Origin of the sequence: Herbaspirillum sp. meg3, assembly GCF_002257565.1 — a bacterium.
Classification (GTDB): Bacteria; Pseudomonadota; Gammaproteobacteria; order Burkholderiales; family Burkholderiaceae_D; genus Herbaspirillum.
This window is the reverse complement of sequence record NZ_CP022736.1, coordinates 3584651-3598556: the sequence shown is the minus strand read 5'-3', so window position 1 is coordinate 3598556 and position 13906 is coordinate 3584651. Positions and strand designations below refer to the sequence as shown.

Sequence of the window (13906 nt, the reverse complement as noted above, 5' to 3'; positions counted from 1 at the left end):
CCTACTTATTTACTTATTGGCGTGATTGGCGATCAAGGCTTCCAGGGATTGAACCGAAGCAAAGTGCTTGCGGGTTTCTTCTGAATTCGCGGATAAAACAACGCCGTAGCGTTTTTGCAATGCAACGCCCAGCTCAAGCGCGTCGATGGAATCCAATCCCAATCCGTCGCCGAACAGCGGGGCGGCGGAATCGATGTCGGACGGACGGATGTCTTCCAGTTGCAGAACTTCGATAATGAGTTCTTTGATTTCTTCGTCAAGTCTTGGCATCGCCTAGCTTTCTTTCATGAAATAGTTTTGCAGGTAGTACGTGAGCTGGCGCGCTGCCAGGGTCGGGTTCTCGGCCTGGCCGGTTACCGCCCTGATGTCGATATCCTGTTGAATCTCGATGCTGAAGTGTGCCATGGTTGGCGGCACTTTCCACCATTTGTTACCTTTGGCGAGCGTTCCCGGCGTGCAACGAATGATCACCGGGGTAATCGCACATTCGCCGCGCACAGCGACATTGGCCGCGCCGCGCTTGAAAGTCATGTTGCCGTCGGCAGGTGTGCGTGTGCCTTCGGGGAAAATAATCAGATTGCCGCCGCTGCGGATCGAGGCGATGCAGTCGTCGACCAATTCCGGGCCGTCTTCATTGCTGATGTAGCCGGCCGCCCGCACCGGGCCACGGGTGAAGGGATTGCGCCACAATGCCCCCTTGACGATGCAGTCGGCCTGCCGGACGAAGGCCATCAGCAATACGGTGTCAATCAGGCTGGGATGGTTGGCGAGGATGAGCAGGCCACGGCGTTCCAATCTTTCCAGGCCGGTAATCTCATAGCTGAGTACGCCCAGCATGCGCATCAGTTCGACGAATGCACGGAAAGACAGGCGGATGATCCGGCGCGACCAGAGAATGCGCTGTTGCTGATCGCGTACGAAGAGATTGAGCAAGGGGAAGATCGCCAGGCGCAATGCCAGCCCACCGGCGCCGAACGCGGCAAAACTGATACCAGTCCCACATACTCGCCAGTATTTGTTGAAAAGGGCGGTTTGATGCCTTGTCGATTGCTTCGTCGAATGCGTGATCAGCTGTTTGCCCGATCGTTTATTCAACCAATCAATCATGGCGGCTCCAGCGCCAGCAGCGCCCGTTGGCAACACGAGCCAGCTCGGCGTCGCGCCGCAGGAAGAAGCGCAGGACATCCAGTCCCGCCGGGACTGCCGAGAGATTTTCGGTTGCGCCATCGTGGTTTGCTGCAGACCAGGACAGTGAAATGTGTTCGCCGGTGTTGCTTCCGGAATGTTTGTCGGCAATCGCCTGCAGCAGCCAGGCCCAGGCGTAGCCTTCTTCGGCGCAATCGTTGTAGGCGCTGAAAGCCTCCGGCGGCGGGCTGTCCGACATGACCAGCAATACCTGCGGGGCGCCGTCGGCCAACAGGCCGCACGCTTCGATTAACGCATGCTCAACCGTGCTGGGGCCTGCGGCGATGGCGATGCTATTGCCACGGTCGCCGCGTGCAATGGAGAACAAGCCTGCATTGGCATTGTGTACGGAAAGGCTGAATGAGGCAGGCGACAGCGGGGCGTTATTGGCCAGTTCCATCAGTAATTCGACCGAACGCGCGCATTCGCCGTGGCGGGAGGCAAAGATGACGGGGATATCGGATTGCGCCGGAAGGCACTGATAGGCGGTTTCCAGAGCCATCTTGCCGGCCGGACTGGCACGACGGCGCAACATTGGCGGCATATCTTTGACTTTGGGTTCGGTCGGTGCAGATGCGGGTTTGCGGTCGTGAGCCCACTCCAGCCATGCGGCAGCGGTGTCTAAACCAGGCGCCCAAGCCGTATGCGATGCGACAGAAAAACTGACATCCCCAAAACGCATATTTCTATTCGAATGCTGTCGATTGCCCATGCTCTCTTCGCAAACGTTATCGTTATAGTAATCAGATAGGGCAGTTGTTATTCGCTTTTGGAGTTTTTACCACTCCGGCAAGCAATCCTGCCAACTGATCCGATTGTCTGATAATCGCTGCGACCCCCTCGCATTTTTTGTTAATGTGATAACGAGAGCCGGCTTATTGATCGTTAAAAAAAGTAAATCAAATATTACGATAAAAGTCGCTACAAATTTCTATTTTTGGCCGAATATTTGGGCCAAAAAAAAGGCAGGGACGAATAATCGTACCTACCTGTTTTGTTCCTGCAACGTTGGCGCATAATGAGCTCGCTGCAACACAACTAGCTTATTACTTTGCTGCCGAATCGCCGAGACGCAATATCTGTTGCTGCATATCGTCTCTTGCAAATTCCTGACGACTGCAATCAGCTACACATCTGTATCAAACATCTACATCCATACTGCATGCTCCATCAGCACATTTCAGTGCTGGTGCCGGGAGCCGGAATCGAACCGGCACGGTGTCACCACCGCGGGATTTTGAGTCCCGTGCGTCTACCTATTCCGCCATCCCGGCAACGCAAGACAGCGATTATGACGGATTTTGAAGAGAGGGGCAAGGCCCTCATGCAATTTTGCTCATGCCGCGCTGCGGTACAAACAGGTATCATCGCCGCTTGAGCGAAAAATGTCGAAGTATGTGGCACATGAATGCATGTTGAAGATTCGAGAAATGTTGTTGGGCAAGGCGCTGGACCCGTTGAAAAGCGAGACCCGCCATTCGTTGGCACTGGTCGCTTTTCTGGCATGGGTAGGTTTGGGGGCGGATGGTTTGTCGTCGTCGGCCTACGGTCCCGAAGAAAGTTTCCGTGCGCTCGGTGAGCACACTCACCTTGGACTTTATCTCGCGCTGGCGACGGCGCTGACGGTATTCATCATTGCGCTGGCCTATAACCAGGTCATCGAGCTGTTTCCGACCGGTGGCGGCGGATATCGGGTGGCAACCAAGCTGGTCGGCCCCTATCTCGGACTGATTTCCGGCGTCGCGCTGATTCTCGATTATGTGTTGACGATCGCCATTTCCATCGCCTCTGGTGTCGATGCGCTGGCGTCTTTGCTGCCGCTGGGCTTCCAGGATTACAAGCTGTGGGCGGAAGCCTTCTTCGTCGGTATGCTGATCGTGCTCAATCTGCGCGGGCTCAAAGAGGCGATCCAGTTCCTGCTGCCGATCTTTCTCGGTTTTGTCGCGACGCATCTGGTGCTGATCGTCTATGGCATCTTCGCGCATGCGGAATATCTGCCGGCGCTGGTGCCTTCCACGCTAAGCGATACCGGCGCCTTGGCACAAAACATAGGCTGGGCAGGCGTCGCCAGCATGCTGCTGCTGGCCTATTCGCAGGGTGGCGGTACCTATACCGGTCTGGAGGCGGTCTCCAACAACGTCAATATGCTGGCCGAGCCGCGCGTACGCACCGGCAAGGTGACGATGATTTATATGGCCTTGTCGCTGGCATTCACGGCCGGCGGGATCTTCTTGTTATATCTGTTGTGGGATGCGCGCCATGTCAATGGCGAGACACTCAACGCGACCACCTTCCGGCTGATCATCGACAGCATGGGCACCGGCAGCCGATGGCTCAACGATATCTTGCTGGCGGTCGTGTTGGCGTTTGAGGCGGGTTTGCTGTTTGTTGCCGCCAACACAGGCTTCCTTGGTGGTCCTGCGGTGCTGTCGAATATGGCGGTGGATTCCTGGGTGCCGCATAAATTCCGTTACCTGTCGACACGGCTGGTCACGCAAAATGGCATCCTGGTCATGGGCATTGCCGCATTGATCATCCTGTTCTGGACGCGGGGCAGTGTGACGTTGCTGATCGTGCTGTATTCGATCTCGGTATTTCTCACATTCGCCATTTCGCTGTTCGGCTTGTGCCGCTACTGGTGGCGTCATCGCCGCCATCTGGCGCACTGGAAGCGACGCTTCCTGTTGTCGCTGGTCGGCTTTGTGATCTGCGCGTCGATTCTGTCCGTCTTGCTGTTCGAGAAACTGACTGAAGGCGGTTGGGCGACGGCGGTCATCATTGCCGCGATTTCTGCACTCTGTATATACATCCGCAATCACTACCGCGATACCAAGGAAGCGATCCGCTCGGTCGACCAGATCTTTTCCAGCCAGCCCTTTGGCACCAACCTGAAGGCAATCGAACCGGATCCGGTCAACCAGACCGCGGTCTTTATCGTCGGTACGTCACGCGGCGGCGGTTTGCACGCCTTGCTGTGGGTGCAGCGGATGTTCCCGGAACATTTCAAGAACTTCATTTTCGTCAATGCGCGTACGGTCGATTCGCATGCCTATGGTGGCGAGGGCGCGGTGGAACAGATGCGCGCCGAGGCCAATGCGACCTTGCAGTTCTTCGTGGATTTTTGCCGCAGCCACGGCATGGCATCGACGTCGTTCCTGGGATTCGGCACCGACGCCGTGCAGGAAGTCACCAAGCTTTGCTATGACATCAGCAAGCAATATCCGAATGCGATTTTCTTTACCAGTAAGCTGATCTTCGAGCAGGACAACTGGTTCATCCGCTTGCTTCACAATCAGGCGGCGCTGGCGATTCAGCGCAGGCTGCACTTTGACGGTTTGCAGATGGTCATTCTGCCGATGAAGGTGTGACAGGCAAGAAGAGCATTTAACGAAACGCTCTTGTTATTTGAGGCTGCAAATGGCTTTGATCATCTGCGCGCCGGTTGAGCCGGGCACCGTGTCTTGCAGCTTGACGTCGCCGTAGGCGAGGTAAGGGGAAAACAGCGCGCCGCCCTGGGCGTCGGCCTTGGCGTACATGGTGCGGCTGCCGAAACCGATTTGCTTGTCGTCGCAGTCGAGATAAGCGATGGAAACTTCCGACAGATAGTATTTGCCGTGGCCTTGCAGCAATTGCGGCTTGTTCCAGTTCAGCAGGATATCGGCCTTCAGAACACCGCGGCTGCGAGTGACGGTGCTTTTGTCGACAAAGAAGGTACCGAGATCATTGTCGCCGAGCAATGACCATTGCGCGGCTAAAACCTGGTTCGATACCAGTAGCAACGCCAGCACAGCAAATTTCATCATGTCCCGTTCAGTGAATGCGGTGATTGTTGAAAGAAGTTTCAGACAAACGTCTTTCAAGAAAACAAGGTTTCAAGAAAACATAAACGCCAGCATTGCGGCATCATCTTCCAGCATGATCAGCAGGCTAACCGACCACAGCAAAGCGTGTGCGCTCAGTGCCGCAGTGAAATATGTTAACCGTACCTTCATGATCGTAATGGAAATGTCAGCTTATTTTAAGCGGCAAATGCTAACACGACATGACGGCGTCGTATTTCGGAAAACATCGATGATGTAAAAAAGCCGACGATTCGCAAGGAATTGTCGGCTTGAACTTGACACGATTGGCGCTGCGGCGGCTATTTGCCGTCCGGCGTACGGCCGATTTCCTTGTAGATGGATTGGATCAAGTCCTTGCCGATACGGTCTTCCATCTCGCGGTGAACCTTGTACTGGATCTTTTTCCACTCGCTCTTTTCTTCCGGCGTCATGGTCAGAATTTTCATCTTGCCGGTCTTTTTGATGTCTTCCAGCGCATCGTCATTTTCCTTCTTCGCGTTGCTGTTGAAATACTCGGTCGCGTCGATCACCGCCTTGTCCATGATCGGTTTGATGTCTGCCGGCAGTGCATCCCAGAAGCGCTTGTTGGCGATGAACACGTAGCCGTGATAGCCGTGTTCAGAAATCGTCATGAACTTCTGCACCTCAAACAGCTTGGCGGTGCTGACGATGGATGGCGGATTTTCCTGGCCGTCGACCACGCCGGTTTGCAGGCCCTGATAAATCTCCGACCATGGCATCACTTGCGGCAGTGCGCCGACGATGCGCGTGCGCGCGTCGATCACCTTGGATGACTGGATGCGAATCTTCATGCCCTTGATGTCGGCCGGCTTCACGATCGGCTTGTTGGAAGTCCAGTCGAGAAAGCCGCTGTCCCACATTGCCAGACCGGTGAGTCCCTTGCTGTCCAGCTTTTTGAGCAGGGCGTGGCCGATCGGGCCTTGCGTGATCTTTTGCGCCTGCGCCATGTTGTCGAACAGGTAGGGCAGGTCGAATACTTCAAATTCGCGCACGCCCATCGGACCGAATTTACCGAAGGTCGGCGCCAGCAATTGCACCGATCCCATTTGCAGGGCTTCGAGTTCTTCCTTGTCCTTGTAGAGCTGACTGTTCGGATAGACCTCGACCTTGATGCGACCCGCGGTGCGTTCTTCGACGATCTTTTTGAAGTATTCGGCTGTCTTGCCCTTGGACGTGTTGGTGGCGACAACGTGGCTGAATTTGATGACGATGGGTTGCTGCGTGGTTTGCGCTTGTGTGTTGAAGGCGAACGCTGCTGCTGCGGTCGCGACAATGGCTTTCCAGTGTTGCATCGGGTGTCTCCTCCTGTTGGTGATACGGTCGCGCTTCTGATGAGCGCGATCCGCATCCGGTTGCTGCGTTCTGATCGGATCAGATAGCGGCGGCGATGGCCTTGCCGACTGCCGTTGTATCGCCGGTGCCGCCCAGATCAGCGGTCTTCGGTCCTTCCACCAGCACTTTTTCGATGGCGGACAGGATAGCGTCATGCGCTTGCTTGTATTGCGGTTTGCCGTTGCCGAGGAAGTCCAGCATCATCGCGCCGGACCAGATCGTGGCGACCGGGTTGGCGATGTTCTTGCCGGCGATGTCGGGCGCCGAACCGTGTACCGGTTCGAACAGCGACGGCATCTTGCGGTCAGGATTGATGTTGGCCGACGGCGCAATGCCGATGGTGCCCGCGCAGGCCGGGCCGAGGTCGGACAATATGTCGCCGAACAAGTTGGGCGCGACCACCACGTCAAATCGCTGCGGATTCAGCACGAAATGCGCGGTCAGGATATCGATGTGGTACTTGTCCCATTTGACGTCGCCGTAGTTCTTGCTCATGGCTTCGACGCGCTCGTCCCAATACGGCATGGTGATGGCGATGCCATTGGACTTGGTGGCGGAAGTGAGGTGTTTCTTCGGACGGCTTTGCGCCAGGTCGAAGGCGTATTTCAGGATACGGTCGACGCCGTGACGGGTAAAGACCGACTCCTGAATCACTACTTCACGATCAGTGCCTTCATACATGCGGCCGCCGATGGAAGAATATTCCCCCTCGGTGTTTTCGCGCACGACGTAAAAATCGATGTCGCCAGGTTTGCGGCCGGCCAGCGGGCAGGGTACGCCGGGCATCAGACGCACCGGGCGCAGGTTGACATAGAGGTCGAAGTCGCGGCGGAACTTCAGCAGCGAACCCCACAGCGAGACGTGATCGGGCACCGTGGCAGGCCAGCCGACCGCGCCGAAGAAGATTGCTTCGAATCCCTTCAACTGATCGAACCAGTCGTCCGGCATCATCTTGCCGTGCTGGGCGTAGTAGCCGCAATGCGCCCAGTCGAAATGGGTGTACTCGATCTCGATGCCGAATTTCTTTGCTGCGGCGTCGACGGCGCGCAAGCCTTCGGGGATCACTTCTTGTCCGATGCCGTCGCCGGCGATCACAGCTACTTTATGTTTGGTCACGGTGCGTTCTCCTTTAAAAACCGAACGGAAATCATAAACGCTAATGCTTGCTCGGCAGCTCGCTATAATTCACGAATCGGTTACTTCATAAAACACGAATCGTGAACAATCAATCTGCCGCCGCGCCTTTGCTGGAAGATCTGCGCCTGTTCTGTACCGTGGCGCGCAAGAACAGTTTTGCCGAATCCGCCAAGGAACTGGGCGCATCTCCCGCCTATATCAGCAAGCGGATTGCCTTGCTGGAGGCGGCGCTGGGCGTACGCTTGTTTCATCGCACCACGCGCAGCGTCGTCATGACCGAGGACGGCAGCAACGTGCACGACTGGGCACGGCGCATCCTCGACGATGTCGATCAGATGATTGAAACCGTCAGCACCGCCAAACGCGTGCCGCGGGGTTTGCTCAAGATCAGCACGAGCTTTGCTCTGGGGCGCAAATATGTGTCACCGCTGATTTCAGAATTCGCACGGCTGCATCCCGGCCTGCGTATTCAGCTGGAGCTGTTTGACCGTCAGGTCGACATGATCAATGAAGGATTCGACCTCGACATCCGCGTCGGACCGGTGCATGAGCCGCATCTCTTCGCCAAGCGCATCATCACCAGTCAGCGGGTGCTATGTGCCAGTCCGGGATATCTGGAGCGTCACGGCATGCCGCAAACCTTATCCGAGCTGACTCAGCATCAATGTCTGGTGATTCGTGAGCGTAATCAGTCCTTCGGTATCTGGCGCATGATGGGGCCGAAAGGCGCGGAGACCGTCAAGGTTGCCGGCGGTCTGGCCTCGAACCACGGCGAGATCATTCATCAGTGGGCGGTCGACGGGCACGGCATCATCTTGCGGTCGATCTGGGATGTCGCCGCCAGTCTCAAGGATGGGAGTCTGGTACGCGTGCTGCCGGGGTATTTTCAGGAAGCAGATCTCTGTGCGGTCTATCCGCTGCAGTTGAAGAACTCCGCCAAGGTACGGGAGTGCGTGCGCTTCTTGCAGAAGCACCTTAACGTGCAAGCACGCTGAGCCATATGGCCCAGCGTTAGCCGAAGGCTTCCTGCAGGCTTTGTATTTTTCCGGTGTCAGTACCGTCATAACCCGCCAGATCGTCCACCACACTGCGGAATATCGGCGATTGCAGAATATTGACCACCGCCTGCACCAGTGGATCGTTGAGCGACGCCGTCGGCAGGGCGAAGAAATACCGCTCCCGCACCAGCGGAATGAAATCCAGCCCAAAGCGCTGCGATGCCGTCTGCACACCAAAGCCGACATCGGCCATGCCGCTGGCGATGAAGGCGGCTACCGCCGAGTGCGTGAACTCAGTGTTTTCGAAACCATTGATCTTCTTGTGCGAGATACCTTGCCCTGCCAGCATCAGTTCCAGCAGCATGCGGGTACCGGAGCCGGCTTCGCGATTGACGAAACGCAGATCGCTGCGGATCAGATCCGGTAAATCCAGAATTTGCTTGGGATTGCCGGGGGCAACGAAGAGCCCCTGATTGCGCACCGCCAGATGGATTAAGCAATCGCTGCGCTTGTTGAGCCATTTAGCGTACATGGCAATGGCCGGTTTTTCGAATTCACCCAGCGGCACGTGGAACCCTGCGAGATCACATTCCTGGCGCGACAAGGCCGCCACGGCATCGGTGCTGTGGCGATAGCGTACTTCCACCGGCAGTTTGGCCTGGTTGAACTGATTGAGCAGGGCGGCGACAGCGAAGCCATGGCTGGCGTTCAGGCGCACCGTCTTGGATTTGCCTTCGACCGTTTTGCCCAATTCAATTTCCAGCTCCGAGGCCAGGCTGTCCAGTGTCGGCGACAGCCGTGCGCTGACCATGCGGTCGGCCCACAGCAATTTGCTGGCAAACGGTGTGAGTGTGGTGCCGCGGCCACGTCCGCTTTCAATCAGGCTATGTCCGAATAACTGCTCGGAAGTACGCAGCAGACCCCATGCATGCCGATAGGAGTGGCGCAACTGCTCGGCGCCTTTGGCAATCGATCCACTCTGTTGAATCGCAGCTAACAGAGCAAGCAAATCGGCGGTATCTAGAGGTGTTTCTTCACCGTGAGCGATTTCCCAGTGAGGTTTGATGCGAACTTTATACATGATAAATATGAAATAAATAGCATATTGAGGGTGAAGAATTTCAATGATACCTTCGCGGTAGCACGCGTAGTACATAAAAACTATAGGTAATTATTTGCATAAATAGCCGAATTCCTTCGACTTGCATATAATTGCCGCCCCACAACATTAAAGAGGAGGGAGTAATGGCCTTCGATTTCCTGCAAAAGGAACACACCATAGCCAAGCCTGGCTTCAACCGCTGGCTGGTTCCGCCTGCCGCACTCGCAATTCACCTGTGTATCGGTATGGCCTACGGCTTTTCCGTCTTCTGGCTGCCCTTGTCCAAATCGCTCGGCATCAAAGAGTCGATCGCTTGTGCACCGGGCAGCAGCTTTTTTGATCAAGTGTTCTCCACCACCTGCGACTGGAAGATTTCCATGCTGGGCTGGATGTACACCATGTTCTTTGTTCTGCTCGGCGTTTCCGCTGCAATCTGGGGCGGTTGGCTTGAGCGCGCAGGTCCGCGCAAGGCTGGCGTCGTCTCGGCATTGTGCTGGTGCGGCGGTCTGCTGATTTCCGCATTGGGGGTGTATACCCACCAGATCTGGCTCATGTGGCTCGGCTCCGGCGTCATCGGCGGCGTGGGTCTCGGCCTTGGCTACATTTCGCCGGTGTCGACACTGATTAAATGGTTCCCGGATCGTCGCGGTATGGCGACCGGCATGGCGATCATGGGTTTCGGTGGCGGCGCACTGGTCGGCAGTCCGCTGGCCGACAAGCTGATGAAGCACTTCGCCACCCCGACATCGGTCGGTGTATGGGAAACCTTCGTTGCGATGGCCGTCATCTATTTCATCTTCATGATGGCAGGTGCGCTGGGCTACCGTGTTCCGCCCAGCGGCTGGAAGCCGGCCGGCTGGACACCTCCGGTGACGACCAACAACACCATGATCACGCAAAACCACGTGCATGTGAGCAAAGTCTGGGGCATTCCTCAGTTCTGGCTGGTGTGGCTGGTGCTGTGTCTGAACGTGTCGGCCGGTATCGGCGTGATCGGCATCTCGTCGCCAATGCTGCAAGAAGTGTTTGGCGGTCATTTGCTGGGCGTCAACGTCGGCTTCAGTGATCTGTCGCTTGAGCAAAAGGCAGCGATTGCGGCGATTGCAGCGGGTTTCACCGGCCTCATCAGCTTGTTCAACATCGGTGGCCGTTTTGTCTGGGCTTCGTGCTCCGACTTCTTCGGCCGCAAGATGACTTACGTGATCTTCTTCGTGCTGGGCTTCATCCTGTACGTCAGTCTGCCATGGTCGGCCAAAGCCGGCAGCATCGCGCTCTTCGTCGGCGCGGTCTGCATCATCCTGTCGATGTACGGCGGTGGTTTTGCAACGGTGCCTGCTTATCTGGCGGACTTGTTCGGTACGCAAATGGTTGGCGCGATCCACGGTCGTTTGCTGACTGCATGGGCAACCGCCGGTATTCTCGGCCCTGTCGTTGTGAACTACATGCGTGAATACCAGCTGTCGCTGGGCATGCCACGCGATCAGGTCTACAACACCACGATGTATATCCTGGCAGGCATGCTGGTGCTGGGTCTGATCTGCAATTTGCTGATCCGTCCTGTCGCTGCGAAGCATTTCATGACACCGGAAGAACTGGCCCGTGAAAAGCAACTGGCGCACGAGAAATCGTCGTCCGATAGCACTGCAACGATGTCCGACGCAGAATTGTCGCAAGTCGGCCGCGGTGGTAATCCTGCGCTGATCGGCGCTGCGTGGCTGGCAGTCGGTATCCCGCTGGTGTGGGGCATTGCTCTGACACTGCAAAAGACTGCCGTGTTGTTTAAGTAATAGACGTAAAGCAATAAGGCTGCCGCGACGGCAATGGCTCTGCGGCAGCCGGTTTCACCAGAAGTGTTCTGTACCAACCCGATGCATTTTGATAGGCAGGGAGAACATGAAATCGCTAGCTCACTCATCGATCAGACAGCGTGCTGTAACGCTCCCGCTCTTCAGCGCAGCGTCTGCACCTCTGATGGTTTGTCTTATCTCTGCCGCTGCAGTCCTTGCAGTCGCATTCTGCAGTATTTTCTTCCCCCGTTTTTTGAGCTTTGCCATGCCGTTTGCGCAGGCAGGGATCGCCGTATTCGTCGCTGCCGGCTTGTTGTCGGCAGTGCGTAAAAAAGCAGTGCAAAAACAGAGTCTGCGCCTCGTTCCAATCAGGATCCGGCGGCGAGACTAAACACGTATTTTCACGGTCCGGGAAATAAAACAACAAACCGGTGCCTTTCAGCAGTTCAGCAGGAGACGAAACAATGAACAGAGAACAGCCTTTCGACGTCGGCGCAGTCAGGGATGTGATTGCCGCGCGCCGTCATATGCCCGGCGCGATGTTGCCCATTCTTCACGGGATCCAGGATGCAGTAGGCTTCGTGCCGGCCGATGCTGTGCCGATGATCGCCGATGCCCTGAACGTATCGCGTGCGGAAGTACACGGCGTGATTTCCTTCTACCATCACTTCCGCCAGCAACCCGCCGGCAAGCATGTGATTCAGGTCTGCCGTGCTGAAGCCTGTCAGTCGGTCGGCTCCGAAGCCTTGGCCAGACATGCCGAGAAATTACTCGGCTGTGCCTTTCATGAAACCACTGCCGATGGCCAGTTCTCGCTTGAACCGGTCTACTGCCTGGGCCTGTGCGCCTGCGGCCCGAATGTCGTGGTCGACGGCGAACTGCATGCGCGCGTTGGCGCCGATAAACTGGATCGCCTGCTGCAAGCCAAGCGAGGTGCGTCATGAGCGTAACTATCTACGTCCCGCGTGATTCTGCCGCCATTGCTCTGGGCGCCAATGACGTCGCCGTAGCGATCTCCGGCGAGGCGAAAAAGCGCGGTGTCGAAATCCATATCGTGCGCAACGGATCACGCGGCATGTTCTGGCTGGAGCCCATGGTTGAGGTAGCGACCGCACAAGGCCGCGTCGCTTACGGCCCGGTTGATCCTGCCGATGTGGCGGGTTTGTTCGATGCCGGTTTCGTGCAGGGCGGGGCGCACGCATTGGAACAGGGCTTGACTGAAGAAATTCCTTATCTGAAAAATCAGGAGCGCCTGACCTTTGCCCGCGTCGGCATCACCGATCCGGTGTCGCTCAGCGACTATCTGGCGCACGAGGGGTATGCCGGGCTACGACGCGCGATCGGCATGAGCAGCGAAGCCATCGTGCAGGAAGTCCTGGATTCCGGTCTGCGCGGACGCGGTGGTGCTGCGTTCCCAACCGGTATCAAATGGAAAACGGTGGCCAATGCGCAGGCAGCGCAGAAGTACATCGTCTGCAATGCCGACGAAGGTGACTCCGGCACCTTCTCCGACCGCATGGTGATGGAAGACGATCCCTTCGTGTTGATCGAGGGCATGACGATTGCCGGTCTGGCGGTCGGCGCGACGCAGGGTTATATCTACGTGCGTTCTGAATATCCTCACGCCATTGCCGCGCTCAACGAAGCGATCGCCACGGCCAGCCAGAATGGCTATCTGGGCGCCAATATCCTCGGCTCCGGCAAGGCATTCCGTCTGGAAGTGCGCATGGGCGCCGGCGCCTATATCTGCGGTGAAGAAACGGCCTTGCTGGAAAGCCTGGAGGGCAAGCGCGGCGTAGTGCGCGCCAAGCCGCCCTTGCCGGCATTGGAGGGCTTGTTCGGCAAGCCGACCGTGATCAACAACGTGATCTCGCTGGCAACGGTGCCTATCGTGCTGGCGCGCGGTGCGGCGTTTTACAAGAACTATGGCATGGGCCGTTCGCACGGTACCTTGCCGTTTCAGCTGGCCGGTAACGTCAAATACGGCGGCCTGGTCGAGAAGGCCTTTGGCCTGACTCTGCGCCAACTGCTGGAAGATTTCGGCGGCGGCACCCTCAGCGGCCGGCCGATTCGCGCGGTGCAGGTGGGAGGTCCATTGGGGGCCTACATGCCGCAGCAGCAGCTCGATACGCCGCTGGATTACGAAGCCTTTGCCGCCATCGGCGCCATGGTCGGCCACGGCGGCATGGTAGTGTTCGACGACAGTGTCGACATGGCGCAACAAGCGCGCTATGCGATGGAGTTCTGCGCCATCGAATCCTGCGGAAAATGCACGCCATGCCGCATCGGTTCCACACGCGGCGTCGAGGTGATCGACAAGATCATCTCCAACGACAATCGTCCGCAGCAAGTGCATCTGCTGCGCGACCTGTGCGACACCATGCTCAACGGTTCTCTGTGCGCCATGGGCGGCCTGACGCCGTATCCGGTGCTGTCGGCACTGAACCATTTCCCAGAAGACTTTGGTTCGCCGACTGAAAAAGCCGCCTGAACCCTTATTCG

General features: G+C 57.0%; 13 protein-coding genes and 1 tRNA gene. 6 read left to right on the top strand and 8 right to left on the bottom strand.

Annotated features, from left to right (window positions below):
• Positions 1-9: 9 nt before the first annotated feature.
• The 4 genes from hmeg3_RS16185 to hmeg3_RS16170 all read right to left on the bottom strand — a co-directional run bounded on the left by hmeg3_RS16185 (position 10) and on the right by hmeg3_RS16170 (position 2459).
• The gene (locus hmeg3_RS16185; protein ID WP_050475909.1) at positions 10-270 is read right to left on the bottom strand and encodes a phosphopantetheine-binding protein; all 261 of its coding nucleotides are present in this window, start codon (positions 268-270) and stop codon (positions 10-12) included.
• A gap of 3 nt (positions 271-273) precedes the next feature.
• On the bottom strand, positions 274-1107 hold the full coding sequence (locus tag hmeg3_RS16180) for a 1-acyl-sn-glycerol-3-phosphate acyltransferase (RefSeq protein WP_232511673.1): 834 nt from the start codon (positions 1105-1107) through the stop codon (positions 274-276).
• On the bottom strand, positions 1100-1867 hold the full coding sequence (locus tag hmeg3_RS16175) for a beta-ketoacyl synthase chain length factor (protein ID WP_094564632.1): 768 nt from the start codon (positions 1865-1867) through the stop codon (positions 1100-1102). The genes hmeg3_RS16180 and hmeg3_RS16175 overlap by 8 nt, the downstream gene beginning before the upstream one ends.
• Before the next feature lie 505 nt (positions 1868-2372).
• Positions 2373-2459 (bottom strand) — tRNA-Leu (locus hmeg3_RS16170).
• 138 nt (positions 2460-2597) lie between these two features.
• On the opposite strand from hmeg3_RS16170, the gene hmeg3_RS16165 reads away from it, so the two are divergent.
• A complete protein-coding gene (locus hmeg3_RS16165; RefSeq protein ID WP_094566401.1) occupies positions 2598-4553 on the top strand; it encodes an APC family permease in 1956 nt (651 codons plus the stop codon).
• A 33-nt stretch (positions 4554-4586) separates the two neighbouring features.
• Here hmeg3_RS16165 and hmeg3_RS16160 read toward each other — a convergent pair whose 3' ends face one another.
• On the bottom strand, positions 4587-4988 hold the full coding sequence (locus tag hmeg3_RS16160) for a surface-adhesin E family protein (RefSeq protein ID WP_094564631.1): 402 nt from the start codon (positions 4986-4988) through the stop codon (positions 4587-4589).
• Here hmeg3_RS16160 and hmeg3_RS24775 point away from each other — a divergent pair.
• Complete coding sequence (locus tag hmeg3_RS24775; protein ID WP_157739292.1) at positions 4987-5265, top strand: hypothetical protein; 279 nt, start codon at positions 4987-4989, stop codon at positions 5263-5265. The genes hmeg3_RS16160 and hmeg3_RS24775 overlap by 2 nt on opposite strands.
• Before the next feature lie 61 nt (positions 5266-5326).
• On the opposite strand, the gene hmeg3_RS16155 is transcribed toward hmeg3_RS24775, so the two are convergent.
• Both hmeg3_RS16155 and hmeg3_RS16150 read right to left on the bottom strand, forming a co-directional pair.
• On the bottom strand, positions 5327-6340 hold the full coding sequence (locus hmeg3_RS16155) for a DctP family TRAP transporter solute-binding subunit (RefSeq protein WP_094564630.1): 1014 nt from the start codon (positions 6338-6340) through the stop codon (positions 5327-5329).
• A 79-nt stretch (positions 6341-6419) separates the two neighbouring features.
• On the bottom strand, positions 6420-7496 hold the full coding sequence (locus hmeg3_RS16150) for a tartrate dehydrogenase (protein WP_094564629.1): 1077 nt from the start codon (positions 7494-7496) through the stop codon (positions 6420-6422).
• A gap of 101 nt (positions 7497-7597) precedes the next feature.
• Here hmeg3_RS16150 and hmeg3_RS16145 point away from each other — a divergent pair, with 101 nt between their 5' ends.
• Positions 7598-8512 (top strand): LysR substrate-binding domain-containing protein, encoded by a 915-nt coding sequence (locus hmeg3_RS16145; RefSeq protein ID WP_094564628.1) that lies wholly within the window; start codon positions 7598-7600, stop codon positions 8510-8512.
• Positions 8513-8528: 16 nt separating this feature from the next.
• Here the strand turns inward: hmeg3_RS16145 and hmeg3_RS16140 are convergent, their stop codons facing one another.
• Complete coding sequence (locus hmeg3_RS16140; protein ID WP_094566400.1) at positions 8529-9596, bottom strand: substrate-binding domain-containing protein; 1068 nt, start codon at positions 9594-9596, stop codon at positions 8529-8531.
• A 164-nt stretch (positions 9597-9760) separates the two neighbouring features.
• Here hmeg3_RS16140 and hmeg3_RS16135 point away from each other — a divergent pair, with 164 nt between their 5' ends.
• The 3 genes from hmeg3_RS16135 (at position 9761) to hmeg3_RS16125 (ending at position 13895) form a co-directional block, all read left to right on the top strand.
• Positions 9761-11404, top strand: a complete 1644-nt coding sequence (locus hmeg3_RS16135; protein WP_094564627.1) for an OFA family MFS transporter — start codon at positions 9761-9763, stop codon at positions 11402-11404.
• A 464-nt stretch (positions 11405-11868) separates the two neighbouring features.
• Complete coding sequence (locus tag hmeg3_RS16130; protein WP_094564626.1) at positions 11869-12348, top strand: formate dehydrogenase subunit gamma; 480 nt, start codon at positions 11869-11871, stop codon at positions 12346-12348.
• Positions 12345-13895 carry an NADH-quinone oxidoreductase subunit NuoF gene (locus hmeg3_RS16125; RefSeq protein ID WP_094564625.1) on the top strand — a complete coding sequence of 517 codons (1551 nt, stop codon included), beginning with the start codon at positions 12345-12347 and terminating at the stop codon, positions 13893-13895. The genes hmeg3_RS16130 and hmeg3_RS16125 overlap by 4 nt, the downstream gene beginning before the upstream one ends.
• Positions 13896-13906: the final 11 nt, after the last annotated feature.

Coding starts and splice junctions, on each gene's coding strand:
- hmeg3_RS16185 (WP_050475909.1), bottom strand. CDS start 270: ATGCCAAGACTTGACGAAGAAATCAAAGAACTCATTATCGAAGTTCTG.
- hmeg3_RS16180 (WP_232511673.1), bottom strand. CDS start 1,107: ATGATTGATTGGTTGAATAAACGATCGGGCAAACAGCTGATCACGCAT.
- hmeg3_RS16175 (WP_094564632.1), bottom strand. CDS start 1,867: ATGCGTTTTGGGGATGTCAGTTTTTCTGTCGCATCGCATACGGCTTGG.
- hmeg3_RS16165 (WP_094566401.1), top strand. CDS start 2,598: ATGTTGAAGATTCGAGAAATGTTGTTGGGCAAGGCGCTGGACCCGTTG.
- hmeg3_RS24775 (WP_157739292.1), top strand. CDS start 4,987: ATGTCCCGTTCAGTGAATGCGGTGATTGTTGAAAGAAGTTTCAGACAA.
- hmeg3_RS16160 (WP_094564631.1), bottom strand. CDS start 4,988: ATGATGAAATTTGCTGTGCTGGCGTTGCTACTGGTATCGAACCAGGTT.
- hmeg3_RS16155 (WP_094564630.1), bottom strand. CDS start 6,340: ATGCAACACTGGAAAGCCATTGTCGCGACCGCAGCAGCAGCGTTCGCC.
- hmeg3_RS16140 (WP_094566400.1), bottom strand. CDS start 9,596: ATGTATAAAGTTCGCATCAAACCTCACTGGGAAATCGCTCACGGTGAA.
- hmeg3_RS16135 (WP_094564627.1), top strand. CDS start 9,761: ATGGCCTTCGATTTCCTGCAAAAGGAACACACCATAGCCAAGCCTGGC.
- hmeg3_RS16130 (WP_094564626.1), top strand. CDS start 11,869: ATGAACAGAGAACAGCCTTTCGACGTCGGCGCAGTCAGGGATGTGATT.
- hmeg3_RS16125 (WP_094564625.1), top strand. CDS start 12,345: ATGAGCGTAACTATCTACGTCCCGCGTGATTCTGCCGCCATTGCTCTG.